The 24,636-nt window shown below is 68.1% G+C and carries 22 protein-coding genes; 7 read left to right on the top strand and 15 right to left on the bottom strand.

Annotation, left to right across the window (positions count from 1 at the left end; all coding sequences use genetic code 11):
* The first annotated feature begins 54 nt into the window (after positions 1-54).
* Positions 55-573 (top strand): c-type cytochrome, encoded by a 519-nt coding sequence (locus ACW18C_RS06625; RefSeq protein ID WP_492073589.1) that lies wholly within the window; start codon positions 55-57, stop codon positions 571-573.
* Between the two features lie 4 nt (positions 574-577).
* On the opposite strand, the gene ACW18C_RS06620 is transcribed toward ACW18C_RS06625, so the two are convergent.
* The 4 genes from ACW18C_RS06620 to ACW18C_RS06605 all read right to left on the bottom strand — a co-directional run bounded on the left by ACW18C_RS06620 (position 578) and on the right by ACW18C_RS06605 (position 6,549).
* A complete protein-coding gene (locus ACW18C_RS06620) occupies positions 578-3,784 on the bottom strand; it encodes an efflux RND transporter permease subunit (RefSeq protein ID WP_492073979.1) in 3,207 nt (1,068 codons plus the stop codon).
* Positions 3,784-4,884, bottom strand: coding sequence for an efflux RND transporter periplasmic adaptor subunit (locus ACW18C_RS06615; protein WP_008260424.1), 1,101 nt, complete (start codon positions 4,882-4,884; stop codon positions 3,784-3,786). Before ACW18C_RS06615 ends, ACW18C_RS06620 begins: the two co-directional genes overlap by 1 nt.
* A gap of 112 nt (positions 4,885-4,996) precedes the next feature.
* Positions 4,997-5,653 (bottom strand): hypothetical protein, encoded by a 657-nt coding sequence (locus ACW18C_RS06610; protein ID WP_492073587.1) that lies wholly within the window; start codon positions 5,651-5,653, stop codon positions 4,997-4,999.
* A gap of 131 nt (positions 5,654-5,784) precedes the next feature.
* Entirely contained in the window at positions 5,785-6,549 is a 765-nt protein-coding gene (locus ACW18C_RS06605) for a class II aldolase/adducin family protein (RefSeq protein WP_008264051.1), read from the bottom strand.
* Positions 6,550-6,736: 187 nt separating this feature from the next.
* Between ACW18C_RS06605 and ACW18C_RS06600 the strand changes: the two genes are divergently transcribed.
* The 3 genes from ACW18C_RS06600 to ACW18C_RS06590 all read left to right on the top strand — a co-directional run bounded on the left by ACW18C_RS06600 (position 6,737) and on the right by ACW18C_RS06590 (position 9,225).
* On the top strand, positions 6,737-7,867 hold the full coding sequence (locus ACW18C_RS06600; protein ID WP_492073585.1) for a DUF2336 domain-containing protein: 1,131 nt from the start codon (positions 6,737-6,739) through the stop codon (positions 7,865-7,867).
* Between the two features lie 32 nt (positions 7,868-7,899).
* Complete coding sequence (locus ACW18C_RS06595) at positions 7,900-8,679, top strand: NAD kinase (RefSeq protein ID WP_008260576.1); 780 nt, start codon at positions 7,900-7,902, stop codon at positions 8,677-8,679.
* Between the two features lie 69 nt (positions 8,680-8,748).
* Positions 8,749-9,225, top strand: coding sequence for a hypothetical protein (locus ACW18C_RS06590; RefSeq protein WP_008264077.1), 477 nt, complete (start codon positions 8,749-8,751; stop codon positions 9,223-9,225).
* Between the two features lie 68 nt (positions 9,226-9,293).
* On the opposite strand, the gene spbR is transcribed toward ACW18C_RS06590, so the two are convergent.
* Together spbR and ACW18C_RS06580 are read right to left on the bottom strand one after the other, a co-directional pair.
* Positions 9,294-10,436, bottom strand: coding sequence for a SpbR family protein (gene spbR / locus ACW18C_RS06585; protein WP_008261489.1), 1,143 nt, complete (start codon positions 10,434-10,436; stop codon positions 9,294-9,296).
* Between the two features lie 88 nt (positions 10,437-10,524).
* Complete coding sequence (locus tag ACW18C_RS06580; RefSeq protein WP_492073583.1) at positions 10,525-11,322, bottom strand: transglycosylase SLT domain-containing protein; 798 nt, start codon at positions 11,320-11,322, stop codon at positions 10,525-10,527.
* Positions 11,323-11,500: 178 nt separating this feature from the next.
* On the opposite strand from ACW18C_RS06580, the gene ACW18C_RS06575 reads away from it, so the two are divergent.
* Complete coding sequence (locus ACW18C_RS06575; protein ID WP_040349396.1) at positions 11,501-12,235, top strand: TonB family protein; 735 nt, start codon at positions 11,501-11,503, stop codon at positions 12,233-12,235.
* On the opposite strand, the gene ACW18C_RS06570 is transcribed toward ACW18C_RS06575, so the two are convergent.
* From ACW18C_RS06570 to purE, 3 genes are all read right to left on the bottom strand, one after another.
* The gene (locus tag ACW18C_RS06570) at positions 12,232-13,242 is read right to left on the bottom strand and encodes an NAD(P)/FAD-dependent oxidoreductase (RefSeq protein ID WP_492073580.1); all 1,011 of its coding nucleotides are present in this window, start codon (positions 13,240-13,242) and stop codon (positions 12,232-12,234) included. The genes ACW18C_RS06575 and ACW18C_RS06570 overlap by 4 nt on opposite strands.
* 90 nt (positions 13,243-13,332) lie before the next feature.
* Positions 13,333-14,427: a 5-(carboxyamino)imidazole ribonucleotide synthase gene (locus ACW18C_RS06565; protein WP_492073578.1), complete on the bottom strand. Its 1,095-nt coding sequence runs from the start codon at positions 14,425-14,427 to the stop codon at positions 13,333-13,335.
* Complete coding sequence (gene purE, locus ACW18C_RS06560; protein ID WP_008263824.1) at positions 14,428-14,919, bottom strand: 5-(carboxyamino)imidazole ribonucleotide mutase; 492 nt, start codon at positions 14,917-14,919, stop codon at positions 14,428-14,430.
* A gap of 181 nt (positions 14,920-15,100) precedes the next feature.
* Here purE and ACW18C_RS06555 point away from each other — a divergent pair, with 181 nt between their 5' ends.
* On the top strand, positions 15,101-15,664 hold the full coding sequence (locus tag ACW18C_RS06555; protein WP_154725189.1) for a GGDEF domain-containing protein: 564 nt from the start codon (positions 15,101-15,103) through the stop codon (positions 15,662-15,664).
* A gap of 22 nt (positions 15,665-15,686) precedes the next feature.
* Here the strand turns inward: ACW18C_RS06555 and ACW18C_RS06550 are convergent, their stop codons facing one another.
* The 3 genes from ACW18C_RS06550 to ACW18C_RS06540 all read right to left on the bottom strand — a co-directional run bounded on the left by ACW18C_RS06550 (position 15,687) and on the right by ACW18C_RS06540 (position 21,063).
* Positions 15,687-17,492: an autotransporter domain-containing protein gene (locus tag ACW18C_RS06550; protein ID WP_492073575.1), complete on the bottom strand. Its 1,806-nt coding sequence runs from the start codon at positions 17,490-17,492 to the stop codon at positions 15,687-15,689.
* Between the two features lie 114 nt (positions 17,493-17,606).
* Positions 17,607-19,499, bottom strand: a complete 1,893-nt coding sequence (gene serA, locus ACW18C_RS06545; RefSeq protein ID WP_492073574.1) for a phosphoglycerate dehydrogenase — start codon at positions 19,497-19,499, stop codon at positions 17,607-17,609.
* A gap of 121 nt (positions 19,500-19,620) precedes the next feature.
* The gene (locus ACW18C_RS06540) at positions 19,621-21,063 is read right to left on the bottom strand and encodes an SDR family oxidoreductase (RefSeq protein ID WP_492073572.1); all 1,443 of its coding nucleotides are present in this window, start codon (positions 21,061-21,063) and stop codon (positions 19,621-19,623) included.
* A 213-nt stretch (positions 21,064-21,276) separates the two neighbouring features.
* Between ACW18C_RS06540 and ACW18C_RS06535 the strand changes: the two genes are divergently transcribed.
* Entirely contained in the window at positions 21,277-22,200 is a 924-nt protein-coding gene (locus ACW18C_RS06535; protein WP_492073571.1) for an Hsp33 family molecular chaperone, read from the top strand.
* Between the two features lie 39 nt (positions 22,201-22,239).
* On the opposite strand, the gene phoB is transcribed toward ACW18C_RS06535, so the two are convergent.
* From phoB to pstB, 3 genes are read right to left on the bottom strand one after another with little or no spacing between them, the layout of a single operon-like run.
* Complete coding sequence (phoB, locus tag ACW18C_RS06530) at positions 22,240-22,932, bottom strand: phosphate regulon transcriptional regulator PhoB (RefSeq protein WP_035307610.1); 693 nt, start codon at positions 22,930-22,932, stop codon at positions 22,240-22,242.
* A 20-nt stretch (positions 22,933-22,952) separates the two neighbouring features.
* The gene (gene phoU, locus ACW18C_RS06525) at positions 22,953-23,684 is read right to left on the bottom strand and encodes a phosphate signaling complex protein PhoU (RefSeq protein ID WP_008262987.1); all 732 of its coding nucleotides are present in this window, start codon (positions 23,682-23,684) and stop codon (positions 22,953-22,955) included.
* The gene (pstB, locus tag ACW18C_RS06520; RefSeq protein WP_183195750.1) at positions 23,684-24,634 is read right to left on the bottom strand and encodes a phosphate ABC transporter ATP-binding protein PstB; all 951 of its coding nucleotides are present in this window, start codon (positions 24,632-24,634) and stop codon (positions 23,684-23,686) included. Before pstB ends, phoU begins: the two co-directional genes overlap by 1 nt.
* Positions 24,635-24,636 lie beyond the last annotated feature (2 nt).

The raw sequence follows: 24,636 nt of genomic DNA, 5'->3' as shown, positions 1-24,636 counted from the left end.
ACCAATTGCCGCGTCCGGAGTTTTCCCTATGTCGCGCGAAAACTGGAGCCCTTGATGAGCCGTCTCACCCCCCTCGCCGTTCCCTTGATTCTGGCGCTTGCCGCCTGCGGCCCGGGCGATCAGCCCAGAAAGACGGGCGACGAGGGCCGACCGGCCGCCAAGCCGGCGCGCGTCGCCACGGATGCCGAAAAGGCCAGTCTTCTGGCCGCCCTGCCCGCACCGTATAACGCCGGAGACCTGGCCAATGGTCGTCGCGTCTTCGCCCGCTGCCGCTCGTGCCACACCATCGGGCAGGACGGGCCGGATCTGGCGGGACCGAACCTGCACGGCGTGTTCGGGCGCAAGGCGGGGGATCGCCTGCGTTTCAACTATTCCAACGTCATGCGCACGGCTGAATTCACCTGGGACGCCGAAAAGCTGGACCACTGGCTGCAGAATCCGAAGACCTTCCTGCCGGGCAACAAGATGAACTATCCCGGTCTGCCCGATGCAAAGGATCGCCGCGACGTCATCGCCTTCCTGAAGGTGGAGACGGGCTACAGGCCCCAGAGCCCGGCGGCGCCCGCCTCCTGATCCTTCAGCCCTCTTCGATGGGTTTGGGGCCGCCCTCGCGCATTTCCTGGGCCTCCCACTCCGCGATCTTGCGGGCGGTCCATTCCGGCGACTTGGTGAAGCGCGCCAGCACGCCATAGATCACCGGCACGACGAACAGGGTCAGGACGGTGGCGAAGATGGCGCCGGTGAAGATCACCACGCCGATGGTCTGACGGCTGCCGGCGCCCGCGCCCTGCCACAGCACCAGCGGCAGGGCGCCGAAGGCGGTGGCGATGGAGGTCATGATGATCGGCCGCAGGCGAAGCGACGCCGACTCGATGATCGCCTCGCGGATCGACCGGCCCTGGTCGCGCAGCTGGTTGGCGAATTCGACGATCAGGATGCCGTTCTTGGCCGCCACCCCGATCAGGATGATCAGGCCGATCTGGCTGTAGATGTTCAGGCTGGACCCCGCCATCAGCAGGCCGAACAGGCCGCCCGCCGCCGCCAGCGGCACCGTCAGCATGATGACCGCCGGGGTGATCCAGCTCTCGAACTGGGCCGCCAGCACCAGGAAGACCAGCAACAGCGCCAGGCCGAAGGCCGCCAGCACAGCGCCGCCCGCCTCCTGCTGATCGCGTGCGGCGCCGCCCCACTGGGTGATCACCCCGCCCGTCGGCTGTTTGGCCGCCTCGGCGCTGAGGAACTGGATCGCATCGTCGATGGTCATGCCGGGATTCAGATCGGCCTGAAGCGAGATGGCCCGCTGGCGATCCAGACGCCGGCGATCCGGCGTGTCGCCCGAGGTCTTGGTCGTCACCACCGCCGACAGAGGCACCAGCTGGCCCGCACCGGTCGCGACATAGAGCGCTTCCAGATCCGCCACTTCGCGGCGGTTGTCCCGGTCGGTCTGCAGGATGACGTCATACTCCTGACCGCCCTTGATATAGGTGGTGGCGGTGCGCGACCCGAACATGGTCTCCAGCGTCCGCCCGATGGACTGGGACGAGACGCCCAGCGCCGCGGCCTTCTGCGGATCGACATCGACCAACAGGCGCGGCGAATTGGGTTCGTAATTCAGGCGCGGACGCGAGAAACCGGGGTTGGCCTGGGCCGCCGCCAGCAGGGGCTGAAGCCAGTTGTAGATCTGCTGGTAGTCGGTCCCGGTGGCGATCAGTTCGACCGAGTTGGAGTTGCCGCCCCCCCGCTGGAAGGCGCCGGGGGTCGAGGCGTTGACCTGGGCGTCTGTCTGGCCGCGCAGCTTGCCGTTCAGCTCCTGGGCGATCTCGGCGGCGGTGCGGTCGCGCTTGGACCAGTCGGACAGGACCAGGACGCCATTGCCCGTGTTGAAACTGCCGCCGCCGAAGCCGGGCGCCGACACCAGATAGGAATCCGCCTCGCCGCTGTTCTTGTATTCGGCCAGCAGGGGTTCCAGCCCCATCATGATCTTGCGGGTATAGTCGAAGCCTGCGCCCTCCGGTCCGGCGACACGCACCGAGACCCGGCCTCGATCTTCATCCGGCACCAGCTCATTGGGCAGGACCAGGAAGATGCCCCCGGCTCCGGCCGCCACCAGGACGATCAGGGCGCCGACGCCGATGACGGCGATCCGCTTGCCCAGCAGCATGTCCAGCGACCGGCCATAGGAGGTCTTCAATCGGTCCATGCCCCAATCGACCCGGCGCGCGACCCAGCCGCCGCCATGCGCCGGCTTCAGGATCTTGGACGCCAGCATCGGCGACAGGCTCAGCGCCAGGAAGGCCGAGAAGGCCACCGCCGCCGCGATGGCGGCTGCAAGCTCGACGAACAGCCGTCCGACATAGCCCGGCAGGAACAGCAGGGGCGCGAACACCGACAACAGGACGATGGTCGTGGCCACGACGGCGAAGAAGACCTGGCGCGCCCCCCGTTCGGCGGCCACCAGCGGCGGCTCGCCATGGTCCAGACGACGCTGGATGTTCTCGACCACCACGATGGCGTCATCGACGACCAGACCGATGGCCAGAACCAGGGCCAGCAGGGTCAGCAGGTTCAGCGAGAAGCCCAGGGGCGCCAGGACGATGAAGGTCGCCAGCAGACAGATGGGCGCCACGATGGACGGGATCAGGGCGGCGCGCAGGCTGCCCAGGAAGATGAAGTTGACCAGGGCCACCAGGGCCATGGAGATGCCGATGGTGATCCAGACCTCGTCGATGGCGTGTGAGGTGAAGACGGAGTTGTCCGACCCGATCTCCAGCGTCACGCCCGGCGGCAGGCTGGGCCGGATCTCGTCGATCATCTTGTGGACGCCGTCCGAGATGGCCAGGTCGTTCGACTGGGCCTGGCGGGTCACCGCCAGACCGATCTGGTCCATGCTGTTGCCGCGGAACAGACGACGCGGCTCCTCGGGCGCCTCCTCGACCCGGGCGATGTCGCCCAGGCGGGTCACATAGGTCGGCTGACCCTGGATGATGGCGGAAGAGCCGCTGCCCGCGCCGGTCGCCACGGCGGCCGAGGCCGAGGCGGACCCCCGCGTGCCGATGGGCAGTTGGCGGAAATCGTCAGGCCGGGCGTAGGTGCGGGCCACCCGGACGGTGTAGTCCTTGTCGGTCGATTCCAGCGAGCCGGCGGGCAGTTCGACGTTCTGGCTGGTCAGGGCCGTCTCGACGTCGTTGACCGTCAGACCGCGCGCGGCCATGGCGGCGGAATCCAGCCAGATGCGCATCGAATAGCGTTGCTCGCCATAGATGTTGACCTGGGCCACGCCCGGCACCGTCGCCATCCGATCCACCAGATAGCGATCGGCGTAGTCGGTCAGCTGCAGCCGGTTCATCGTCGTCGAGCGCAGGAAGACGATGATGATGGGCTGGCTGTCGGAATCCGCCTTGGCCACTTCCGGCGGGTCGGCCTGATCCGGCAGGCGGCCCACGACGCGGCTGACCCGGTCGCGCACGTCGTTGGCGGCGTCGTCGATATTGCGGTCCAGCGAGAACTCGATGTTCACGTTCGACCGGCCGTCTCGGCTGGTCGAGTTGATGCGTTCGACGCCCTGGATGCCGGCGATCTGCTGCTCGATCGGCTCGGTGATCCGGCTTTCGATCACCTCGGCCGAGGCGCCGGCGTAGCTGGTGTTGACCGAGACGATGGGCGGATCGACGTCCGGCAGTTCGCGCACGGGCAGGAAGAAGAAGGCGGCGGCCCCGATCACGCACAGGACGATGGCGGCGACCGCCGCGAAGACCGGACGCCGGACCGCGACATCGGAAAGCATCATCGGGCGGCGGCCCGCTGGCCTTGGGCGCGGGGAACGCTGACGGGCGCCCCCGGCTGGATCCGGTTCAGGCCCGAACCGACGATCCGGTCCCCGACGTCCACGCCCGAAAGGATCTCGACGAAGCCGTTCTCGACGGCGCCGGCCACGATCTCGACCCGCTGAGCGGTCGAGCCCTCGGCCCCGGCGGCGATGCGATAGACGAAGGCGCCCGCCCCTTCGTACTGGACGGCGGATTCGGGCGCGGCCGGCGCCTGGCGCTGCCCCTGCTGGACCACGACGCGCAGCAGCATGCCGGGGCGGATACGACCGCCGGGATTGGGAAACTCGGCGCGGGCCGTGGCGGCGCGGGTGGTCTCGTTCACGCGCGTGTCGATCAGGGCGATCCGCCCCTGGAACGGCGTTTCGCCATAGGCATCGGCCGTCGCCGTGATCGGCGCTCCGGCTTTCAGCACATCCAGATACCGCTCAGGCAGAGGGAAGTCGACGCGGATGGTCGATGTGTCGTCCAGGGTCGCGATGACGGCGCCCGGATTGATCAGCGTGCCCGGCGTCACCGTCGTCAGACCCAGGGTCCCGGCGAAGGGCGCGCGAATGACCCGGTCGCCCCGACGCGCCTGCGCCGCCTGCAACGAGGCGCGCGCCGTCTCCAGCGCCGTCTCAGCCTGTTCAAGCAGCACCTGAGGGGCGACACCCCGATCCGCCAGGGCCTTGTAGCGGTCATACTCGCGTTGGGCCTGGGCGACGTTGGCGCGGGCCTCGATGATGTCCGCATCCTCTTCACGGGCCTGCAGTTCGACCAGGGGCGCGCCCGCCGACACCGTCTGACCGTCGGTGAACAGGACGCGGGTGATCAGTTCAGTGGTGGACGAGGTGATGTTGACCGATCTCTGTCCCCGCGCCACGCCCAGGACGCGGATCTGGTCCGAAAACGACCGCTGGGACACCGTGGCTTCGGACACCTGCTGGCCTCCGCGCCGTCCCCCGCCTGGCGGGCCGCCCGCATCATCGTCTGCGAAAGCGACTTTCAGCACAGCGGCAAGCACCATCAGCCCCAGCAGAACCGCTGCGGCGATCAGGAAGAAGTGGCGTTTTATCACGCAACGGTCTTTCAATTCAGAGGACGCGCACGCTTAGCGGCTTCTCTCCGCCATGCGCAACATTACCTATTGGTAACGTCGCCTACGCTGAATTCCGTCGCCGGGATTACGTTCAAAACCTGCGCCAGATCGCCACAACCGGTCCATGGGCGATGGCCGTCTCCCGACCCGCGACCGTCTGGCGCCAACCGGCCTGGATGCTCCAGCCGCCCATGTCGCGCACCACGGACGCCTCGAGCGACAACCAACGTGCGCCGCCATCCGCCGCGCCGCCGAAGGCCTGGCCCATCACCAGCCACTGGCCCCCGATACGCCCGCCCAGCGTAGCGTCCACACGGGTTTCATCAGGCAGACCGTCGCGCAGCCGGCGGGCGACCTGCAGTTCGACGAAGGACTGATCCATGCCCCACCGGGCTCCGGCCCCGCCGAACGATCGACCCGCTGAAGCCCGCGCCTCCCAGTCGTATTCGCCGACGCCCGGCGAGGCGTAGCCTGCGTTGCGCCCCTCGCCGGCTTGAGCGTATCCGCCATAGAGACTGACGGCATTGTGATCGTCGCGCCAGACCTGCCAGGTCGCCCCGATCTCGACCGGCCCGCGCCCTTCATAGTCGACGAAGGCGTCTTCCCCCTGCTGCCAATCGGCCTTCAGTTGAAGGGTCAGACGATCTGTCAGCCCGTATTCGGCGAACAGACCCAGCGTCGTGTCGGTGCGGTCGGCCTCCAGCGGCTGCTCTTCGCCTGAGGGATCGAAGCCCGTTTCGGCGCGCATGTCCTCGTATTTGACGATCGCCTGTCCCCGGCCCCTGGGCTGGGTCCAGGCCCCCGCGAAGGCGTCCTCGGCCAGAAGACCTCCGCACAGGCCGACGACGGCCGCCAGGGCGCCGAACGCCCCGCCGGACTTCAGGCGTCGTAGCCGGGCGACTTCCGATCCAGCTGACGCAGGGCGCCCGGCCAGGCCAGGGACGAAACGAAGCTGATGCCCCGCCCCTGTTCCCTGGTTTCGGACTGGGCTTGATCCGGCGCGATCAGCACGTGTTCGCGCCCGCCCGACAGGGCGGCCACCTGCTGTGCGCAGGCCCTCTCGAGGAAGAATATCCCGATCCATGCCTGCGCCGCCGTTTCCCCGACCGCCAAAGTGCCGTGATTTCTCAGCAGCATCAGTGACTTGTCCCCCAGGTCGGCCACCAGACGTTCGCGTTCGTCAAGATTCAGGGCCAGTCCCTCATACCCATGATACGCAACCTGATGCTGTAGTAAACACGCGTTCTGACTGATGGGCAGCAATCCATGCTGCTGGGCGGCCACTCCGACCCCGTTGACCGTATGCAGGTGGATGACGAATTTCGCATCCTCGCGCGCCGCATGGACCGCCGAATGGATGGTGAAGCCGGCCGGATTGATGAAGTCGGTCGTCTCCTGAACCACGTTCCCCTCCAGATCGACCTTCACCAGCGAGGAGGCGGTGATCTCGTCGAAATAATAGCCGTATGGATTGATCAGGAAATGATGCTCGGGGCCCGGCACGCGGGCCGAGATGTGGGTGAAGATCATGTCGTCCCACCCGTTCAGCGCCACGAGGCGATAAAGGGCGGCCAGATTCACACGCACCTGCCATTCGGCCTCGGACACGCGGGATTTCAATGCGGGATGGGCGCCGTCGGCCATGGTTTCCTCCTGTATGGCAGGGCCTCTGCTGGGCTTTGCTTCAGCGTCTCCCTCCGTCGTCGATCCGTCAAGCGGCTGCAGGCCCAGTCCGCAGGGGGTTAACCGTCACGTTTCAGATTCCGTTAACCGCGTCTTCACGCCGCAGCCCCATGATGATCGCGAGAGTTTGCTGCGTCCGGGAGTCGCCGTGTCCGCTGTCGTCCAACTGAGGACCTCGTCCAGAACGGACAGAGATCTGTCGCCGCAGGACCTTGTCGATCTAGCCCGCAGCAAGGCTCCAGACGATCGTCACCGCCTGTTGATGGGCGTCATCGCCCTGTGTGAAAGCGCCGCGCCGGCCACGCCCCTGCCGACCGCGCTCGGCGAGATCTTCCTGACCCTGGCCGCCCAGGCCGAGCACGAGATCCGCAGGCAGCTGTCCGAACGCCTGGCTCACGCCGACTGGGCCCCGCCGGCGCTGATCGACATGCTGGCGCTGGACGAAATCGACATCGCCGCCCCGGTCATCGCCGCCAGCCCCCTGCTGAAGGACGCCGCCCTGATCCGCGTCCTGGTCGAGACCACGCTGGAGCACCAGATCGCCGTGGCCCGCCGCCCCAATCTGTCGGGCGGCGTCGTGGACGCCATTCTGGACCGCGCGGATCCCGTGACCATGACCGCCCTGGCCTCCAACCGCAGCGCCGAGATCGGCGAGGCCGCCATGCACCGCCTGGTCGAACATTCCCGCCGTATCGCCGGACTGCGCGCGCCCCTGGCGCGCCATCCCAGGCTCAGCGAGTCCCTGGCGCAGGAACTGTACCAATGGGTCGGCCAGGCCCTGCGCCAGTCGATCGGCGAACGTTTCCAGATCGACGACCGGCTGTTGAACGCCGCCGTGCGGGAAGCGTCCGCAAAGGCGTCACGCATCCCGGTCTGGCGCCCCCTGCCCAACGGCCGCAACGCCGAGGATCGCGAACGCCAGGAAATGGAGCGTCGCCTGGTCGACAAGCTGCAGGCGGCCGGCCAACTGCGTCCCGGCATCCTCATCCGCGCCCTGCGCGAGCAGAGATACGGTTTGTTCGAACGGGCTCTGGGCCACCTGGGCGGGTTCAGCCCCGCCCAGGTCCGGGCCGCGATTCATTCGTCGACCGCAGAACCCCTTTATCTGGCGTGCACCGCCGTGGGCCTGGACAAGGCGGTTTTCGCCTCCGTCCTGACCGAACTGCGCAAGCTGACCGACGGCCTGCCTGGCGACGGCGGCTGGTCCGCCACGCCGATGAACAGTCATTCCGCAGCCCGCGCCTTCCGCCAGATGATGGAAAGATTCGCGACAGTTTGACTTCGGCGCCAAGCTGAGGCTCACGTTCGCGCGTGAACCAGACTCCGCCCGTCCCCGCCCTGGCCTTCACCGCCAGCGACCGCCCTGAGGCCCAGGCGGCGCGCCAGGGTCTGATTGCGCGCTATGGCGCCGTTCCGGAAGAAGAGGCCGACGTCATCGTCGCCCTGGGCGGCGACGGGCAGATGCTGGAGACCCTGCACGCCAACCTGCGTCGTCGCACCCCGGTGTACGGCATGAACCGCGGTTCGGTCGGGTTTCTGATGAACGACTATGACGAGGACGATCTGATCGCCCGCGTGGTCGCCGCTGAACGCACTGTGATCCATCCGCTGCAGATGGACGCCTGGACCGAGAGCGGCGAGGTCCATACGGGTCTGGCCATCAACGAGGTCTCCCTGCTTCGCCAGACCCGCCAGAGCGCCAAGCTGAAGATCACGGTCGACGACAGGGTGCGGCTGGAAGAGCTGTCGTGCGACGGCTGCCTGGTGGCGACCCCGGCCGGATCCACCGCCTATAATCTGTCGGCCCACGGCCCGATCATTCCTCTGGACGCCCGTATTCTGGCCCTGACCCCGATCAGCGCCTTCCGTCCCCGTCGCTGGCGCGGCGCCCTGCTGTCCCACGGCGCCAAGGTGCGGTTCGACGTGCTGGAGCCGGACAAGCGGCCGGTCTCCGCCACGGCCGACAATTTCGAAGTTCGGCGCGTGGCGCGGGTTGAGGTGCGTGAACGCCGCGACGTCGCCCTGACCATGCTGTTTGACGCAGGCCGATCGTTCGACGAGCGGGTCATGGCCGAGCAGTTCGCCAACTGACGACCGCCCCCTATACCCCTTCTTAAGGGCGCGCGGATAAGCTTCGCCGAAATTTCTATGGAGTCTCCCATGAGCGACCCGGCGCACGTCATTCGCCCCACGCCCCCCCTTCGCACGAAGGTCGGCGGCGGTTTCGGCATCAACGCCGACGCCATCGCACGGGCGGAGGAAGCGCTGAAGGCCATGTCCGCCCAGTTTGGACAGTGGCTGAACGACGAGATCGTCAAGCTGGACAAGGCCCAGGCCGACGTCCGTGAACAGGGCTTGAACGCAGAGACCGCCGAGGCCCTGTACTTCCGCGCCCATGACCTGAAGGGGCTGGGAACGACGTATGAATACCCGCTGGTGACCCGTATCGCCGGTTCGCTTTGCCGCCTGCTGGACGACGCCGGCGCCCGCCAGAACGCGCCCCTGATCATCATCGACGCCCATATCGACGCCATCCGCGCCGTGGTTCGCGACCAGGTGAAGACCGACGAAAACCCGACCGGCCGCATCCTGGCCGAATCCCTGGAAGCCAAGGTCGCCGAACACAAGGCGCGCTGAGCTTCAGCCCCCTCCAAAATGAAAAGGCCCGCCGTCAGGCGGGCCTTTTCTTTGTTGCACCCCAGGACTCAAGCGGCGGTGGCGGCGATCCTTGCGGGGCGGACGGGCGCCTGGTCCAGCCGCTCCATCAGATAGGCCAGGTCGTCGCGGAGGACGTTCGGCCGCTGGGTCAGGAACCGTTCCAACATGCGCTGGCGGAAGACTTCGCTCGCCGTATCCACCCCTTCGGCCGACAGGGCGCGCCAGGTGTCGACCCCCGCGCGGAAGGCCTGGAACAGCCGTGGCGGCAGGCCGGCCCGATCATAGATCGCCTTTAGCCCGAGAGGTCCTGCATCATGGATCATCAGCCAGGCCCGGTGATGCGGCGTGTTGGCCAACTCGGCCAGACCATGCTCGAACATCGCCATCTGTCCCCGCGCCAGGCCGCGCAGCAACAGCGAGGCGTTCAAGGCCTTGCGCAGATTCAACTGCGCCATGAAGGCGCCCAGGTCCGCGCTGCTTGCGGCCTGATCCACCAGATCGACCGTGGCGCGCTCGCGTGCGTACTGAGCCAGGCGAATGGCGGTCTCGGGCGCCATCGCATGCCGCGAGACCAGATGTTCGCGCACCGTCTCGCTGGCCAGTTCGATCAGGCGCTCGGTGATATGCAGCGGCAGCACCTGGCGATAGGCGACGGATGTCACCACCTCGGCCGAGTCCGGGAAACGATCGACGATCGCCCCCAGGGCGCGTTCCGACAGGTCTGCGTTGTCATTGGCCGCCAGGGCTCTGACCGCCTGCTCACAGCCTTCGTCCGCCAGCGCCTGAGCCACGTCGCGCGACACGCGCGGTCGACCGGCGACGGCGACCTGACGCAAGGCCGCGCCCCCGCGCACGATCTCGATCAGGTCTTCGTCGCTGAAGGCCGGCGAAGCGCCGATGATCGGCAGGGCGATGCTGTCCACGTCCGCCGCCAACCGGCGGGCGACGTCATTGGGGATCAGGTCCGATGCCTTCAGCGTCACGGCCATGGCCCGACGCACCAGTTCGGCCGCGTCATTGGCCAGCAGCCGCACGATCTTCTGCGCCGCCTGCCGGTCCCTGTCGTCCAGATCGGCGCGATCCATGTTGCGGCACAGCTTGTGCGCCGCCTCCGCGCGTTCATCGTCATCGGCCGCCTTCACCAGGCGCTGGATGTCCATTTCGGTCAGTCGGGCGCGGTGGGCGGTCATGGACGGCTCGTCAGGGAATCGGGCGTGTCCGATATCATGAGACTGCCATGCTTAACGGTCGGTTTACTATGGAGAGACCGGACGGCGGTCAGGTCGATTCCCCGCCGTTCGGCGAAAAGGCACCGCCGAAGCCGCTTCCGCTCGATCCGTCCTGGCCCAGAAGCAGGGCCAGGATGCCCTGATCCTGCTTCAGCCGATCCATCCGCGCCGCCAGAACCTGGTCGCGATCGCTCAATTCCGGCATTGGGAACCGCGTATCCCCCGCCCCGGCCGCCGGCGCGCCGTCGCCCGCCGAGCGTTGCAGATTGGCATGGACCTCGGAAACCGTGGCCGCCCGCCCGTTCTTGTAGAAGATGCTGCGGTTGGCCCGGGCCGCATCGGGGAACAGGGCGACGGCGCTGGCGCCCGGGTTGCGGTCCAGGGCGTTCATCAGACTAGCCGCGCCCGCCGGCCCAAGGAAATGGGCGGCGTACAGATCTCCGGCGCCGGGCTCCTTGCCGGTGCGCCCGCGGAGATAGGCGGCGTTGGACGCGGTCAGTTCCGCCGCCATCACCGAGGCGGCGTGCGGATCAAATCTCAGGTCCAGCACCACATTTCGCGCCGATCCCTCCACGCGCCAGCGTCCGTCGGTCCCCCGGTGGATCAGATCGGCGTACTGGCCGTAGCCGTGCTGGGCGCCATGCTGTTTGACCGTCCCCAGCCAGGTCTGTTCAATGAACTGAAACAGGCCTGCCGCCGATGAGGTGGGCGCCTTGGCCGACGGGTTCATGGCGCTCTCGCGCCGCGCCGTCTTGACCAGGAAGTCGTAATCGACTCCCACGGCGGTCGAGGCGCGCTGGATGGCCGCCTCTACCCCGCCGAAAGATGGAATCGCTCTGATGCCCATGACAAGCAGAGGGTCGTCGAACGTGGTTAATCAACCGTTAATCGTTAACGACAGCGTTAACAGCCGAGCCATGATCGACGTTTGTCGAACCGCGTATCTTCGCCGCAAAGCCGCCACAACCTGAGCGCTCACTTTCTGTTACGGGCGCTGCGGGGGCGGTGAACGAGGGAGTGCAGTCATGATGATCCGTGCCGCCGGGGGTCCCGGCGCCGTCAGCCCCATCGACTTCGGGGAACGCAAGAAACCACTGCCGCGCTGGATGTGGGCGGCCATCGGCCTGTCGGTCCTCGCCCATGTCGGCGCCGGCGTGGTGCTCTATAACCAGCGGTTCCAGTTGAAGGCGCCCGACGTCGCTCCGCCGGCGCCGCCGCCGACCATCGTCACCCTGGATCTGCCGCGTCCGAAACCCCTGCCGAAGGTCGAGGCTAAGGCGCCGCCCGCGCCGCAAAATCCGACCCACAAGCCGCCGGTGGTCTTCCCGACGACGGAGCCCTCGCCCTTCGCCGCGCCGGACGTCCCTGTCGTCGACGCGACCCCGGGTCTGGTCGTCAGCACGGCTCCGACCGGCGTCCAAGGCGGCACGGCGACGACGGAAACGCCGATCCGCGCCGTCTCGGTCATCAACAACCCGACCTGGGCCAGCCGTCCGTCGGCGGCGCAGATGGCGCGGGCCTATCCGACGCGCGCGGCCGAGAATGGCCTGTCGGGCTCCGCGAGCCTCTCTTGCGTCGTGCGCATCGACGGCGGCCTGACCGCCTGCCGCGTCGCTGGCGAAACCCCGAACGGCCAGGGCTTCGGTCGGGCGGCCATGAGCCTGACGCGGGACTTCCGCATGAACCCCCGCACGGTCGATGGCCGCGCGGTGGACGGGGCGACGGTCAACTTCACCGTCCGTTTCGCGATGGCGGACTAGAACCGTCGAGGATCGAGGGCGCGGGCTGCGGGCGACGGCGCCCGCCCCTCGATCGCATCGGCCACGACGGCCCCGACCATCGGCGCCAGCAGCCAGCCGTTGCGACGCGGCGCCAGGGCCAGAAACAGACCTGCGCCGTCCGGCGCCGGGCCCGCCATCGGCAACCCGTCCGGCGAGGCCCCGCGCACCCCGGCGCGCCATTCGATGTCCAGCGGTTCGGGCGAGCGCCCCAGCACCCGCCAGGCCGCCTCAAGCAGGCGTTCGCCCACAGCCGGGTCGGGCACGGTGTCGCGGCGTCCCGGCTCCATCGTCGCGCCTATGACCGCTCCGCCGGTCATAGGCGCGACATAGGCCCCCGGCCCGCGCAAGGCATGGGACGCCAGATCCGCCTTGGCCACCCCGATCTGCCCCCGGATCGGCTGGACGTTCTCGACCAAGGTCCGCGTCGCCTCCGGCGAACCCGGAATCGCGTCGCCGGCTCCTGTCGCCAGCACGACGGCCGAGGCCGCCAGCGTCCGATCGTCCAGTTCGATGGTCCAGCCGTCGGACTGGGCGGTCAGCCGGACCACGCGCCCCTGGATGATCCCGTCGCCGAGCGCGGCGTGCAGGGCCGCCATCGCCTGTTCCGGCTGGATCTGACCGTCCTCGTCCGTGATCACCCGATCGCCGTCGCGTCGGGCTTCGAAACCCAGGGCCATCAGCCGCGCCGCCATGCCGTCCACGTCTCCGCCGCGCCACTCGGCCGGACGCCGCCCGAAGGCCACGCCGGACGCCTGGGCGAAGGCGGGCCACAGATCGCGTCCCGCACGCAGAAGCGCCGCCCGGTCCGGCGAGACATCGTCGATCGCCGCCTCCATGGCCGGCGCCACCATGCCCGCCGCCACCCGCGAGGCGTTGGGTCCGCCGGGGTCGACCACAGTCACCCTATGGCCGCGTCGCGTCAGCTCGAAGGCCGTACTCAGGCCCAGCACGCCGGCGCCGATGATCACTATGGCAGGGGAAGACATCACCATGTCCAGATCGACCCGCGACGCCCGGAATGCAAGCCGCCCCGCCCGGACCTTTCGTCCTAGCTGCGGCGCTTCGCCCGCATTGTTTCAGACTGCGCCCAGCACACGGTTCACATGGGCCATCTTGCGGCCGGGACGGGCCTCGGCCTTGCCGTACAGGTGCAGGCGTTCGTCCGACTTGCCGGCCAGGGCGCGCCACTGCTCGACCTCGTCGCCCAGCAGGTTCTTCATCTCGACGCGGGCGTGAGCCGACGTCGGCCCCAGAGGCCATCCGGCCACCGCGCGGATATGTTGTTCGAACTGGTCGCAGACGCAACCGTCCTGGGTCCAGTGGCCGGTGTTGTGAACGCGCGGCGCGATCTCGTTGACCAGCAGGACGTCCTCGCCGCCCGCAACCGGAATGTCGAAAAGCTCGACCCCCAGGACCCCGACATAGTCCAGCCCGTCCAGGATGGCTTCGGCGATGGCGCGGGCGCGGACCTGGGTCTTCTCGTCCACCGTGGCCGGCGCCAGTGTGGTGCGCAGCACCCCGCCCTCGTGCCGGTTCTCGCCCAGCGGATAGACCGCCATATGGCCGTCCCAGTCGCGGGCGGCGATCACCGACAGTTCGCGCACGAAGCTCGCCCTGGCCTCCAGAATGGCCGGGCGGCCGCCCAGGCTTTCCAGCGCGGCGGGGGCCTCCTCCAGAGTGCGGATCCAGACCTGGCCCTTGCCGTCATAGCCTTCGCGGCGAGTCTTCAGCAGGGCGGGCAGACCCAGGGTCGTCAGGCCGAGGACCAGATCGTCCAGCGTATCGACCACGGCGAACTCGACCGTCGGGGCGCCGACGGCGTTCAGGAAGGTCTTTTCCTCCACCCGGTCCTGCGACACGCGCAGGGCGGTCGGTCCGGGCGCGACCAGGGCGCCGGCCTCGGCCAGCCGTTCGATGGAGGCGGCGGGCACGTTCTCGAACTCGAAGGTCACGACGTCGGCGGCCCGGCCCAGGGCCGTCAGGGCCTCGGGGTCGTCATAGGCGGCGACGATCTGGGCGGTGGAGACCCGGCCCGCCGGGCTGTCGGGCTCCGGATCCAGGATGACCACGTCGAAGCCCAGGCGTGCAGCCGCCTGGCTCAGCATCCGGCCCAGTTGGCCGCCGCCGAGAATGCCGAGGGTCGAACCGGGGGGAAGCGGAAGCGTGGGCACTCAGTCCTCGACGGTTTCGGCGACGGAATCCGTCAGGGCGGCGCGGAAGGCGGCCAGACGCGCCGCCAGGGCTTCGTCCGACAAGGCCAGGATCTGGGCGGCCAGTATGCCGGCGTTGGCCGCGCCCGCCTCGCCGATCGCCAGGGTGGCGACCGGAACCCCGGCGGGCATCTGCACGATGGACAACAGACTATCCATGCCCTTCAGGGCCTTGGACTGGACCGGCACGCCCAGCACCGGCAGTTCGGTCATCGAGGCGGCCATGCCCGGCAGGTGGGCGGCGCCCCCGGCCCCGGCGATGATGACCTTGAAACCCGCCGCCTTGGCGCCGGTCGAAAACTCGACCAGCCGCTGGGGGGTGCGGTGCGCGCTGACGACCTTGGCCGTCCAGGCGACGCCCAACTGATCCAGTTTGTCGGCGGCCAGCTTCATCGTCGGCCAGTCGGACCGACTGCCCATGATGATCGCCACCGGCGTTGCGGAAGTCGCCATATCTTCAAGGCCCCTCGCGGAAAGGCCGCCCGTTACAGCACGCGGCGGACGCCCGCAACCGATACAGGCCGTGTTTACGGCGGGTTTCGCTACGGCCCCGCCTTCAATCTCGGCCGTTCAGCCTCTAACATCCGCTTATCGCGCGTCCGGTTGAGTCGCGCCGCCGGAGCCAGCCTGCGCCGTGACCGACGTGGCCGAACACGACCTGACCGCCGAGATCGCGCGCCTGCGCGCCGAGTTGGACGCCTGGAAACAGCGCGCCGCTGCGGCCGAGGCGGCGGCCGACCACGACGTCCTGACCCCGGCCCTGAACCGCCGCGGCTTCGTCGCCGCCCTGCAGCGGACCATGGCCTATTGCCAGCGCCACGGCGTGCCGGCGGTGCTGCTTTATCTGGATATGGACGGATTCAAGGGGGTCAACGACCGGCTGGGCCACGCCGCGGGCGACGCGGCCCTGGTGGCGGTGGCGCGGATGCTGCTGGGCCATCTGCGCGAATCGGACGCCGTAGGCCGCCTGGGCGGCGACGAATTCGCTTTGCTGATGCTGAACGCCGGCGTCGACGAAGGCCGGGCCAAGGCGCGCCAGTTGGCCGAGGCGCTGAAGACCGAGGGCTTCGTCTGGAACGGCCAGCAGACGCCGCTGGGCGGCTCGTTCGGCGTGCGCGCCTGGGACGGCCACACCGACCCCGAAATCTGGCTGACCGAGGCGGACGCCGCCATGTGGGTGCGCAAGAAGGGGCGCTGAGGCCCCTTCCCCGCCTTCCCTCTTACAGCGGCAGCCGCAACTGAACGCCGCCCATATGGCTGTCGGCGTGTTCGCCGTACCGGCCGCGATAGGCGATCGTCACCTTGACGGGCCCCAGCGACCCTTCGACCCCGGCCGAGGCCAGGAACTGGCCGCCGAACGGATCCTCGACCTCCCGCTCCAGCACCTGCGCCGGGTTGTTGTAGAGGCCGACGCGCACCGGGTCGGAACTGTCGTCCAGGGCGTCGCGATAACCGCCCTCGGCGAACAGGCCGAACCCGCCCATCTCCGCCTCGGCCCGCAGCGCCACCTCGCCGCTGATCGCCTTCATCTCGCGATCCTCATATTCGTACTGGGCGGCGACGCCCTGCTCCCAATAGCCGTCGACGTCGCTGGTGGCCCAGGTCACGGCCGCACGGGGCGACAGGGCCACACCACCCATGTCGAACCACATCCCGCCCTGCAGCCGCGCGCCCGTGCTGAAGGCGCGGGTCTCGGCCGTATGGACGATGGGCGCCAGACTGGTGACGCGCTCGATGTCGTCGATATTGTCGCGCGCCACCCCGACCGCCGCATTGACGAACAGGTCGCCTGAGCGCCAGCCGCCATACAGATCCAGGCCGAAGCTCTCGACGTTGAAGGTCAGGGCCTGGCTTTCGACGTCGGTCTTGCGCGCCGTGCCGGCCATGCCGAACCGCCAGTTCGCCGACGGTCCCGCCTCAAGCGCAATCCGACCGCCCCAGCCGTCGCTGGACGACTCGGTGACCGAATGGCGCGCGTCCGTGTCCACGCTGTCGACCATGGCCGAGGCGGTGACCGCCACGCCGGCCTCCCAGGCTTCACGACCCGACAGGGCCTCGCTGGCTGCATCCAGGGCGTCCTCGCGGTGCCGGAATGTGGTCTCGCCCTGCAGGGCCGCCTGGGACCCGATGTCGCCATAGTAGAGGTAGTCGGTCGCCAGACGGGCGATGATCTGGTGCCCGGCTGCGGTGGGATGGACCCCGTCGAAGTAGAAATAGCTGTTCGGGTTCGAACAGACCGTCACCCCGTTGAAACAGGCCTGGGTCACGTTGGTGATGCCGAACTGACCCGGATCGGCGGCCAGTGTGTCGCCGATCTTGAACAGGTCCATCAGGATGATGTTGCTGCCCGAGCGTGCGGCGGCCGTGGTGTTCAACCCCGTCAGCAGGGCCGTATTGAAGGTCGTCACCGCATAGTCGGCCAGGGGGGCCGCAGCCGTGCCACGGAACTGCGGCGTGAGGCTGAGCTTGGGCAGATTGGTGACCAGTATCGTCCCCGCCCCCGCGCCGGCGACGCTGTTGACCAGGCTGTTGACGTTGGCGGCGGCCGACGTCGCGACCGGAGTGATGGCGCCGACCGGGCTTGCCGATGCGCCGGCTGCGGGCAGTCCCTGGAAGATGTCGTTGGCGCCGCCCAGGACGCTGACCAGGTCATTGGACCCGAAGGTCCCGCCCCGGCTGGTGTAGGCGGCCAGCTGGGTCAACATGCCCGGCGGAGGGCCGGCCGAGGCGTCGGTGCGGGCGCCGCCGAAGGCGTAGTTGATGCTGCCGCTGACGGAGCCGGTGAAATTGACGGCGTTGAAGCCCAGCAGTTCGGTGAAGACCGGACCGGTGGAGAATCGTCCCTGGTAATAGGGCGGGCTGGGCGGCTGCGTCCCGCCCGAAGCCAGATACAGATTGCCGTTGTCGCTCAGGCTGTCGCCGAACACGACCAGGCGATTGTAGGTCTGGGCCGAGGCCGAGCCCGCAAAGGCGCAGGCGGCGACGACCAGGGCGGCGACGGCGCCGCCGGTGAGATAGCGTGACATTTATTTCCTCCCACAGCCGTCGTGTATCGCGGCCGTTACTCGGGAGGATGCGCCACTCTGCGGCGAGCGCAAGATGCCGTTACGTCAGCCTTCGGAAGATAACGGGTCGTTCCGTCAATGCAGGGTGCGGAACTTAAGCGTGCCCGGCACGGTCTTCAACGTCCGCAGCGCCTCGGGGTCGTAGTCGCGGTCCACGTCGGTGATGACATAGCCGGTGCGCTCGTCGGTCTTCAGATGCTGACCCAGGATGTTCAGCCCCGCCGCCGCCAAGGCCCGGTTCAGCTCAGCCAACACGCCGGGCTGGTTCTTGTGGATGTGCAGGATCCGGTGCGCGCCCGACACCTCGGCCAGTTGCACGTTCGGCAGGTTGACGCTGAAGGTTGTGTCGCCCCGGTTCAGATAGCCCAGCAGACGCTCGGCCGCGAACTCGGCGATGGCTTCCTGAGCCTCCTCGGTCGAACCGCCGATGTGCGGCGTCAGGATCATGTTCTTCATCCCCTGCAACGGGCTTTCGAACGGATCCGAATTGGTGCGCGGCTCCTCGGGGAAGACGTCCACCGCCGCCCCCGCGACCCGGCCCGATCCCATGGCCTGGGCCAGGGCGCCGACATCGACCACATGGCCGCGCGACAGGTTCAGGAACAGCGCCCCCTCCTTCATCCGCGCGAACTGGGCCGCGCCGAAGATGTTGGAATTCTCGCGACGCCCGTCGACGTGCAGGGTCACGACGTCGCTCTCCGCCAGCAGGGCGTCCAGCGAGCGCATGCGCCGGGCGTTGCCGAGGGCCAGCCGCTCCGACAGATCATAGAACAGCACACGCATGCCCAGGTTCTCGGCCAGGACCGACAACTGGCTGCCGATGGCGCCATAGCCGACGATGCCCAGGGTCTTGCCGCGCAGCTCCTTCGACCCGGTCGCCGACTTGTTCCATTGGCCCACGTGCATGGCGGCCGACTTGTCCACCACGTCGCGCATCAGGACGATCATCAGACCGATGGCCAGTTCCACGACCGAGCGCGTGTTCGAATAGGGGGCGTTGAACACCGCCACGCCGTGATCGGAGGCTGCGTCCAGATCGATCTGGTTGGTGCCGATGCAGAAGGCGGCGACGGCCATCAGCCGGTCGGCCTCTTCCAGCACCCGACGGCTGACCGTGGTCTTGGAGCGGATGCCCAGCACATGCACGCCCTTGATGGCGGCGATCAGGTCGTCCTCGTCCAGGGCGCCCTTGACCGTCTCGACCGAATAGCCGGCCTCCTCCAGCCGTTCGACGGCGGCGGGGTGGATGTTCTCAAGCAGCAGCATCTTCATCCGGCTGCGCGGGAAGGACCAGCGGCCGACCAGGCCTTCGGCGTGCAGCACCTCGTCCAGCGATGCGGCCTCGGCGTCGGCGACCTCGACCACCGAGGGGCGGCGGGCGACCTCGGTGAAGGCGTAGAAGACGTCGGCGGCGCCGGCCAGCTTGACCTCGGCGTCGTTCCAGCCGTCGCCGACCATGACGACCCGACCCGACAGCTTCTGGGCGTGGATGACGGCCGGCTTGCCGTCGGCCTGGGACAGGGGATTCGCGTCATCGACACCCGTCACCCGGTCGTCGGCGTCATAGACCAGGTCGTTACACAGCACCCGGTCAGGCGAGACGCCCAGCATCTCGGCCACCGGCGCGATCACCTCGCGGAAGCCGCCGGACAGGATGACCACCTTGCCCTTGTGCTGCTGGAAGAAATTCAGGTTGCGCCGCACCGAGGCGGTCAGGTGATCCGGCGCCGTCTCGGCCAGGGTCGCGATATGGGCGCGGGTCAGGGGCAGCAGGGCCAGACGGCGGCGCAGCGCCTCGCCGAATGCGATTTCACCGGACATGGCCCTGTCTGTCAGATCTGCGATCTGAGCCCGGACCTGATCGGCCTCGGGCGATCCCGCCAGGGCGATATCGGCCAGGGCTTCCAGGGTCTCGAACCCGACCAGGGTCGAATCGAAGTCGAAGATCAGTGTGGGGCGCGCGCTCATGGGCGGGGTCTTAGCCGCCTTCGCCCTCGCAGCAAAGCCGAGCCTTGCTGATGAACAGGCTCAGTTTCGCTTAAACCTTGCCGTCCGCCGCGAAATTCGTCGCGGCGGACGGCAAGAAATATCAGAAGCGCGCGATACGGCGCACGTGGCTGTCGGGGCGACGGCTTTCCAGCACAGCCGCGCCGACAGCGGCGGCGATGGTGGCCACCGCCAGCAAGGCCCCGCCCTCGCGGGCGTGATCGCGGGCATAGGCGCCGGCGTCGTCGGCATAACGGTGGGCCGTCTTGCCGTGCTTCTTCAGCGCCTTCTTTGAACCTTTGCGGGTGGAGCGGAACCATTCGTCCGCCCGGCCCCGCGCATCATGGGCCGCATCAGCCGCGCGATGGCGAGCCTCGCGGGAGAAGTCTCCGGCCCGCTCGCCCGCGTCTTCGGCCCGATGACGGAAGGCGTCGACGGCGTCGTGGAAACGGTCGCGCAGGTCTTCCGTGTCCACCCATCCGCGCGGATCAATACGGGTCTTGATACGCTGATAGCGCGTCGGTCCGCTGCGCTGGGTCAGATACAGGACCACGGCGGCGCCGGCCGCAAGGGCGACGAGGCTGCCGGCGGTGACGCCCGGATGTTTGCGGACTTCGGCCAGGGCGCTGAAATTACGGACCATGGGATAGTGAACCTCTTCATCGAGGCCGTCCTCGGTCGGGTCATAGAGCCCGTCGTCATACGGCCGATAGGCGGAACGGCGGTCCCGCATCAAAGATGGAGCGAACCGCGCCAGAAGAGGTTCCGCAATCCCCGGCAAAGCTGAGTAGAAAGACGCGATGACGCGCCCTCCCCCGCCGACCGTGATCTCGCGGATCGGATGGGTGGCGCAATACAGGATGGTGTCGGCGACCACATGGGTCGCATAGACCGGCTGGGGATTATGCACCGCCTGGCCGGTCAGGTTGCGGGCGTGACGGCTGTAGGGGGTATCGATCGCGCCGGGCTTGACCAGGCTGACCGTTACGGGCGCCTGCTCGCGCAACAGTTCGATCCGCAGGGCGTTGGTGAACCCCTTCACCGCATGTTTGGACGCCGCATAGACGCCCTGCACCGGCAGCGGCAGGTCCGACAGGATCGAGCCGACATTAATGATCGCCCCGCCGCCCGGCCGCGTCCGCAGATGCTCCGCCGCCGCCAGAGACCCATTGACCACGCCCCAATAGTTGGTCTCGAACAGGCGGCGCTGATCCTCCAGCCTCGTCTCGCGGATCGACCCGAACATCCCGACCCCGGCGTTGTTGACCCAGGTGTCGAAGCCGCCGAACAGCCGCACGCATTTCTCGACCGCCGCCTTCAACACCTCGGGATCGGCCACGTCGGCAACGGCCCAGGCCACACGCGCCCCTTGGGCCTGCAACTCCTCGCACAGGGCCCGCAAGTCCCGTTCGCCCCGCGCGATCAGAAACACCCGGGCGCCGGCCCGCGCCGCCCGCCGCACCGTCGCCAGCCCCACGCCCGAGGTCGCGCCGGTGACGACGATGGACTGCTCGCCCAGGGGCTTCAGCACAGGTTTCGCGCTCATCGACCGTTCCTCGCTTCCAGACCTCGACAATTTCTCGAGGTTTTTCCGGATTTGTCGAGGCGGATTCTACAGGTTTTTCGAGGCCTGCGCGCGGGTTTGCGGGCCGCCGCGCCGGCGCGCAAATTCGTCCCCGATCATCGTCCCCCTTATCAAGGCGGCTCAGGGCGCCTAAATAGCCGCGATCCCGAAATGACGCCGTTCAAGGACCTTGCCGTGACCGATCACGCGCCTCAATCCGCCGTTTCCGACGATCTGGCCGCCGCCTTCCAGATCGAGGGCTGGCCCGTGCGCGGCCGTCTGGTCCGGCTGGGCGCGACCATCGACAAGATTCTGGCCGCCCACGCCTATCCCGAGCCGGTCGCCGCCCTTCTGGGCGAGGCCTGCGCGCTTGCCGCCCTGATCGGCTCCAGCCTGAAGTTCGACGGCCGGCTGATGGTCCAGGCCCAGGGCGACGGCCCGGTGCGCTATGTCGTCGCCGACTATGGCACCGACGGCACGCTGCGCGGCTACTGCCGCTATGACGAGGCCGAGGTGGCCGAGGCGTCCCAGGGCTTCGCTCGTCCCGGCGCCCAGACCCTGCTGGGCCAGGGCGTCTTCGTCATGACCCTGGATCGCGGCCCCGATTTCGAACGCACCCAGGGGATCACGCCCATAGAGGGCGAAAGCCTGTCGCTGTGCGCCGAACACTATTTCCAGCAGTCCGAACAGGTTCCGACCAAGGTGCGCCTGGCCGTCGGCGAGGTCCTGACCGAGGCGGGCTCGCAGTGGCGCGCCGGCGGGGCGATGATCCAGATCATCGCCGGCGACGAGGCGCGAGGCTCCACCGAAGAGATCTGGGACCGCACCCGCGCCCTGTTCGGCACCCTGGGCGACGACGAGCTGATCGACCCGACCATCTCGCCTGAGACCCTGCTGTTCCGCCTGTTTCACGAAGACGGCGTGCGGCTGGAAGGCGCACGGGCGCTGACGGCCGTCTGTCGTTGCTCCAGGGAGCGCATCGCCTCGGTCCTGGCCTCTTTCGACCCCGCCGAACGCGCCGACATGGTCGAGGACGACGGCAAGATCCGCGTCACCTGCGAATACTGCGCCACCGTCTACGCCCTGGAGCCGGACGAGGTCGTCGCCGAACAGATCTGAATGGAAAAGGGGCGGCCGATCCGGCCGCCCCCTTTTTATCTAGCCTTCCAGATCCAGCGAATAGCCCGCCGAGCGCACGGTGCGGATCGGGTTGGCGCTGTCATCGCCGATGGACAGGGCCTTGCGCAGCCGGCCGACATGGACGTCCACCGTGCGGGCCTCGACATAGACGTCGGAGCCCCAGACGGCGTCCAGCAGTTGCTCACGGCTGAACACCCGGCCCGGGTGCTGCATGAAATGATCCAGCAGTCGGAACTCGGTCGGGCCCAGATGCACTTCCTGGCCCGAGCGCTTCACCCGGTGCGAGACGCGGTCGATGATGATGTCGCCGTGGTTCAGACGATCGTCGGCCAGGCCCGGCCGGATGCGGCGCAGCACGGCGCGGATGCGGGCGATCAGTTCGACCATCGAGAAGGGTTTGGTCAGATAGTCGTCGGCTCCGGTGTCCAGGCCGCGAACCCGATCGCTTTCCTCGCCCCGCGCCGTCAGCATGATGACCGGCAGGTTGCGCGTCTCGGCCTTGCCCCGAATGCGGCGGCAGACCTCGATGCCGGACAGCTTGGGCAGCATCCAGTCCAGCAGGACCAGATCGGGCTGACGCTCATCGATCTGCAGCATGCCCTCTTCACCGTCGGAAGCGACGGCGACGTCGTAACCTTCCTTCTCGAGATTGTACTGAAGCAGGGTCGCCAGCGCGTCCTCGTCTTCCATCACAAGGATATAGGGCTGCACTTCGGGTCTCCGGTCTCGGCTTAGTGCGAGTTGGTCGTCAGGTTGGGGGTCGAGGTCTCGTCTTCCGCTCCCGGCAGGGCGCGCGGACGCTCGCCCACCATGTCGTCGCCGGTGATCTCGTAGTGAACGGTCTCGGCGATATTGGTCGCGTGGTCGCCGATCCGTTCCAGATTCTTGGCCATGAACAACAGATGGGTGCAGGCGCCGATCGTGCGCGGGTCGCCCATCATGTAGGTCAGCAGTTCGCGGAACAGGGCGTTGTAATGCTCGTCCACCTCGTCGTCCGTCTGCCAGACGGCCACGGCGCGATCGAGCTCGGAAGCGGTGTAGGCGTCCAGAACGTCGCGCAGACGGGTCGAAACCAGGCGCCCCATCCGCTCGATCGAACGCGTCAGGGGCTGCATCGGCTCGGCTTCCGCCAGGATCAGCGCCCGCTTGGCGATGTTCTTGGCCAGGTCGCCGGTGCGTTCCAGGTCTGACGCCATCTTCATGGCGCCCAGGGTCCGACGCAGGTCGCTGGCGACCGGCTGGCGCAGGGCGATCAGACGGATGGCCTTCCGCTCGATATCCCGTTGCAGGGCGTCGAGCTTCAGGTCGCGATCCACGACGGCGCGCGCCAAGGCCACGTCCCGCCGGGCGACGGAATCGATGGCGTCCGAGACCTGGGCCTCGGCCAGGCCGCCCATGCGGGCGACCTCGGCCGTGATCTGGTTCAGCTCGTCGCCGTAAGCCTTGACCGTGTGCTGGTTCATCAGCCGAAGCGTCCCGTGATGTAGTCCAGGGTGCGCCGCTCACGCGGGTTCTGGAAGATGTCTTCCGTGTCGCCGGTCTCGACCAGACGACCCATGTGGAAGAAGGCGGTGCGCTGCGAAACCCGTGCAGCCTGGGCCATCGAGTGGGTGACGATGACGATGCAGAACCGCTCACGCAGTTCGTCGATCAGTTCCTCGATCCGCGCGGTGGCGATGGGGTCCAGGGCCGAGCAGGGCTCGTCCATCAGGATGACTTCGGGGTTCACCGCGATGGCGCGGGCGATGACCAGACGCTGCTGCTGACCACCCGACAGCCCCATGGCCGACGACTGCAGGCGGTCGGCGACCTCTTCCCACAGGCCGGCGCGCTTCAGGGCGCTTTCGACCACGCCGTCCATCTCGGACTTGGCGCTGACCAGCCCATGGATCTTGGGGCCGTAGGCGACGTTTTCGTAGATGGATTTCGGGAAGGGGTTCGGGCGCTGGAACACCATGCCGACACGGGCGCGCAACAGGACCGGGTCGATGGACCGATCGTTGATGTCCTCGTCGTCCATCGCGATGCGGCCGGTGACCTTGCAGCCCGCAATCGTGTCGTTCATGCGGTTCATGGTCCGCAGGAAGGTCGACTTGCCGCAGCCCGAAGGGCCGATCAGGGCCGTGACCGTCTTGTCCGGAATATCCAGCGAGACGTCGTAAAGCGCCTGCTTGCCGTCATAGAAGACGGAGACGTCACGCGCCGCGATCTTGATCGGACCGGTCGGCGGAGTGGCGACCACGGTCGGGCCGCTCACAGGCGTGGCGTCTTCAAGCCGGGCTTCCACGGCGGAGGCGGCTTTGGAGGACGTGGCTTCGGGCAAGACCTGGCCGCCCATGCGAACGGACTCGGTCGGATCGGCGGCGCCGGCGCCGGTCTGGTCTTCAGCAGAACGGAAGATACGGAATTTCATTC

Source organism: Brevundimonas sp. FV1ye7S, assembly GCF_058680995.1.
This window is presented reverse-complemented; position numbering and strand designations above follow the sequence as displayed.

What these genes read in the sequence shown, in the direction of transcription:
- ACW18C_RS06570 (WP_492073580.1), bottom strand. Translation starts at nt 13,242, where the DNA reads ATGTCTTCCCCTGCCATAGTGATCATCGGCGCCGGCGTGCTGGGCCTG.
- spbR (WP_008261489.1), bottom strand. Translation starts at nt 10,436, where the DNA reads ATGACCGCCCACCGCGCCCGACTGACCGAAATGGACATCCAGCGCCTG.
- ACW18C_RS06620 (WP_492073979.1), bottom strand. Translation starts at nt 3,784, where the DNA reads ATGCTTTCCGATGTCGCGGTCCGGCGTCCGGTCTTCGCGGCGGTCGCC.
- phoU (WP_008262987.1), bottom strand. Translation starts at nt 23,684, where the DNA reads ATGAACCAGCACACGGTCAAGGCTTACGGCGACGAGCTGAACCAGATC.
- ACW18C_RS06580 (WP_492073583.1), bottom strand. Translation starts at nt 11,322, where the DNA reads ATGGGCATCAGAGCGATTCCATCTTTCGGCGGGGTAGAGGCGGCCATC.
- serA (WP_492073574.1), bottom strand. Translation starts at nt 19,499, where the DNA reads ATGAGCGCGCGCCCCACACTGATCTTCGACTTCGATTCGACCCTGGTC.
- ACW18C_RS06575 (WP_040349396.1), top strand. Translation starts at nt 11,501, where the DNA reads ATGATGATCCGTGCCGCCGGGGGTCCCGGCGCCGTCAGCCCCATCGAC.
- ACW18C_RS06625 (WP_492073589.1), top strand. Translation starts at nt 55, where the DNA reads ATGAGCCGTCTCACCCCCCTCGCCGTTCCCTTGATTCTGGCGCTTGCC.
- purE (WP_008263824.1), bottom strand. Translation starts at nt 14,919, where the DNA reads ATGGCGACTTCCGCAACGCCGGTGGCGATCATCATGGGCAGTCGGTCC.
- ACW18C_RS06550 (WP_492073575.1), bottom strand. Translation starts at nt 17,492, where the DNA reads ATGTCACGCTATCTCACCGGCGGCGCCGTCGCCGCCCTGGTCGTCGCC.
- ACW18C_RS06605 (WP_008264051.1), bottom strand. Translation starts at nt 6,549, where the DNA reads ATGGCCGACGGCGCCCATCCCGCATTGAAATCCCGCGTGTCCGAGGCC.
- ACW18C_RS06540 (WP_492073572.1), bottom strand. Translation starts at nt 21,063, where the DNA reads ATGAGCGCGAAACCTGTGCTGAAGCCCCTGGGCGAGCAGTCCATCGTC.
- pstB (WP_183195750.1), bottom strand. Translation starts at nt 24,634, where the DNA reads ATGAAATTCCGTATCTTCCGTTCTGCTGAAGACCAGACCGGCGCCGGC.
- ACW18C_RS06610 (WP_492073587.1), bottom strand. Translation starts at nt 5,653, where the DNA reads ATGCGCGCCGAAACGGGCTTCGATCCCTCAGGCGAAGAGCAGCCGCTG.
- ACW18C_RS06590 (WP_008264077.1), top strand. Translation starts at nt 8,749, where the DNA reads ATGAGCGACCCGGCGCACGTCATTCGCCCCACGCCCCCCCTTCGCACG.